5 protein-coding genes are annotated in these 2543 nt (G+C 54.4%); all 5 read left to right on the top strand.

The features are described 5' to 3' along the window. Positions 1 to 420, top strand: a 420-nt coding sequence (rplK, locus tag ACRESJ_RS13135; RefSeq protein WP_431758267.1) for a 50S ribosomal protein L11, incomplete at its 5' end; no start/stop codon positions are given. Beyond that, positions 420 to 1115, top strand: coding sequence for a 50S ribosomal protein L1 (rplA, locus tag ACRESJ_RS13130; RefSeq protein ID WP_003186095.1), 696 nt, complete (start codon positions 420 to 422; stop codon positions 1113 to 1115). The genes rplK and rplA, both read left to right, overlap by 1 nt. A 200-nt stretch (positions 1116 to 1315) precedes the next feature. After that, positions 1316 to 1816, top strand: coding sequence for a 50S ribosomal protein L10 (gene rplJ, locus ACRESJ_RS13125; RefSeq protein ID WP_431758266.1), 501 nt, complete (start codon positions 1316 to 1318; stop codon positions 1814 to 1816). Positions 1817 to 1894: 78 nt separating this feature from the next. Continuing rightward, positions 1895 to 2260 (top strand): 50S ribosomal protein L7/L12, encoded by a 366-nt coding sequence (gene rplL, locus ACRESJ_RS13120; RefSeq protein WP_431758265.1) that lies wholly within the window; start codon positions 1895 to 1897, stop codon positions 2258 to 2260. 219 nt (positions 2261 to 2479) lie between these two features. Next, the coding region (locus ACRESJ_RS13115) for a hypothetical protein (protein ID WP_400838493.1) at positions 2480 to 2543 on the top strand (64 nt) is incomplete at its 3' end.

The raw sequence follows: 2543 nt of genomic DNA, 5'->3' as shown, positions 1-2543 counted from the left end.
ATTACCGCTTACATCAAGCTGCAAGTGAAGGCCGCTCAGGCTAACCCAAGCCCACCTGTTGGTCCTGCTCTGGGTCAGCACGGCGTGAACATCATGGAATTCTGCAAGGCTTTCAACGCCCGTACTCAGGGTCTTGAGCCAGGTCTGCCGACTCCAGTGATCATCACTGTCTACAGCGACCGTAGCTTCACTTTCGAAACCAAATCCACCCCTGCTTCGGTTCTGCTGAAGAAGGCGGCCGGTCTGACCAGCGGTTCCGCTCGTCCGAACACCGTTAAGGTTGGCACTGTAACTCGTGCTCAGCTGGAAGAAATCGCGAAAACCAAAAACGCGGATCTGACTGCAGCTGATATGGAAGCAGCCGTGCGTACTATCGCCGGTTCTGCTCGTAGCATGGGCCTTAACGTGGAGGGTGTGTAATGGCTAAGCTGACCAAGCGTCAAAAGGCTATCGCCGGCAAAATCGAAGCAGGCAAGGCCTACAACTTTGTAGATGCCGCTGCTCTGCTGGCCGAGCTGTCGACTGTCAAGTTCAGCGAGTCGTTCGACGTAGCTGTAAACCTGGGTGTTGACCCGCGTAAATCCGACCAGGTCGTTCGTAGCGCTACCGTGCTGCCACACGGCACTGGCAAGACTGTTCGCGTTGCTGTGTTCACCCAGGGTCCAGCTGCTGAAGCCGCTCTGGCTGCCGGCGCTGACCGCGTAGGTATGGACGATCTGGCTGCCGAAATGAAAGGCGGCGACCTGAACTATGACGTAGTTATCGCATCCCCGGATGCAATGCGCGTTGTGGGTCAGTTGGGTCAGATCCTCGGTCCACGTGGTCTGATGCCTAACCCTAAAGTTGGTACCGTAACTCCAGACGTAGCTACCGCGGTTAAAAACGCCAAAGCCGGTCAGGTTCGTTATCGCACCGACAAAAACGGCATCATCCACACCTCCGTTGGCAAGATCGGCTTCGACGCCGTCAAGCTGAAGGAAAACGTTGAAGCCCTGATCGCTGATCTGAAGCGTATCAAGCCAGCTTCATCGAAAGGCATTTACGTCAAGCGCGTTACCCTGAGCACCACTATGGGCCCAGGTCTGGTTATCGACCAGAGCTCGCTGGACGCGTAAGACAATGGGTTGGCGCAATTTTTTGCGCCAATTTGAAAGATTGGGGTCCCTGCCTGGCGGGGGCTATCCAAGACCGTAGGCGACGCAAGTCTTAAACCAAAAGCCTACGCAGATGGTGCTCCCGGTTCCTTACCGAATCAGACACCAAAACGACATCCGGTTTCGACCAGATGAAACGGTAACAAGCAGGAGTTAAACCCGTGGCAATTAAACTCGAAGACAAGAAGGCCATCGTCGCTGAAGTCAACGAGGCTGCCAAAGTCGCTCTGTCCGCTGTCGTGGCTGATGCCCGTGGCGTAACAGTAGGCGCAATGACCGGACTCCGCAAAGAGGCTCGTGAAGCTGGCGTTTACGTACGTGTTGTACGTAACACCCTGCTCAAGCGCGCAGTTGCTGACACTGAATTCAGTGTCCTCAACGACGTGTTCACCGGCCCTACCCTGATTGCATTCTCCAAAGAACATCCAGGCGCTGCTGCCCGGATTTTCAAAGAGTTCGCAAAGGGTCAGAGCAAGTTCGAGATCAAGGCAGCTGCGTTTGATGGCAAGTTCCTTGCCGCTAACCAGATCGACGTGTTGGCTACCTTGCCGACCCGTGACGAAGCTATTGCGAAGCTGATGAGCGTGATTCAAGGCGCTACCAGCAAGCTGGCTCGTACCCTGGCAGCCGTTCGCGACCAGAAAGAAGCCACTGCAGCCTAAGGCACAGTCGGAACTTTCAAAATCATATGTTTAATTTGATGGCTGCGTAAGCTGTCACCCCAATACAGGATTCAAGTCATGTCTCTGACTAACGAACAAATCATCGAAGCAATCGGCCAGAAAACCGTTCTGGAAGTTGTTGAGCTGATCAAAGCAATGGAAGAAACCTTCGGCGTGACCGCCGCTGTTGCTGCTGCTGGTCCAGCTGCTGCTGCCGCTGTTGTTGAAGAACAAACCGAATTCAACGTTGTTCTGAACGCCGCTGGCGAGAAGAAAGTGAACGTGATCAAGGCTGTTCGTGAGCTGACCGGTCTGGGTCTGAAAGAAGCCAAAGAGAAAGTAGACACCGCTCCTCAGGTTCTGTTGGAAGGCGTGTCGAAAGACGCTGCTGAAGACGCCAAGAAGAAGCTGGAAGAAGCTGGCGCTTCGGTCGAAGTTAAGTAATTTCGACTTTGCGTCTCCAGCCCGAGCGTTAAGCGACAGGCTGATGGCTGGTGGCTCTTGCCACCGGCCTTTTTCCGTTATTGGCAGTCGACTTGGTCGATGCTGATGGCGAGCTGTAACCACCCGATATGGTGGCGCAAACCATGGGGTTTGCACGATTTTCTGGCTGCTCCCGTCGGGAGGGGCCAAACAAGCAGGTGACCAAGCTGGGGAACGCTGATGGCTTACTCATATACTGAGAAAAAACGTATCCGCAAGGACTTTAGCAAGTTGCCGGACGTCA

Source organism: Pseudomonas sp. (assembly GCF_050739655.1).
Classification (GTDB): Bacteria; Pseudomonadota; Gammaproteobacteria; order Pseudomonadales; family Pseudomonadaceae; genus Aquipseudomonas.
Note: the sequence above shows the minus strand (reverse complement) of the source record. Positions and strands in the feature narration are given on the sequence as shown.

Bases quoted from the DNA above. Each gene is read 5' to 3' on its own strand.
- rplA (WP_003186095.1), top strand. From the start codon at position 420: ATGGCTAAGCTGACCAAGCGTCAAAAGGCTATCGCCGGCAAAATCGAA.
- rplL (WP_431758265.1), top strand. From the start codon at position 1,895: ATGTCTCTGACTAACGAACAAATCATCGAAGCAATCGGCCAGAAAACC.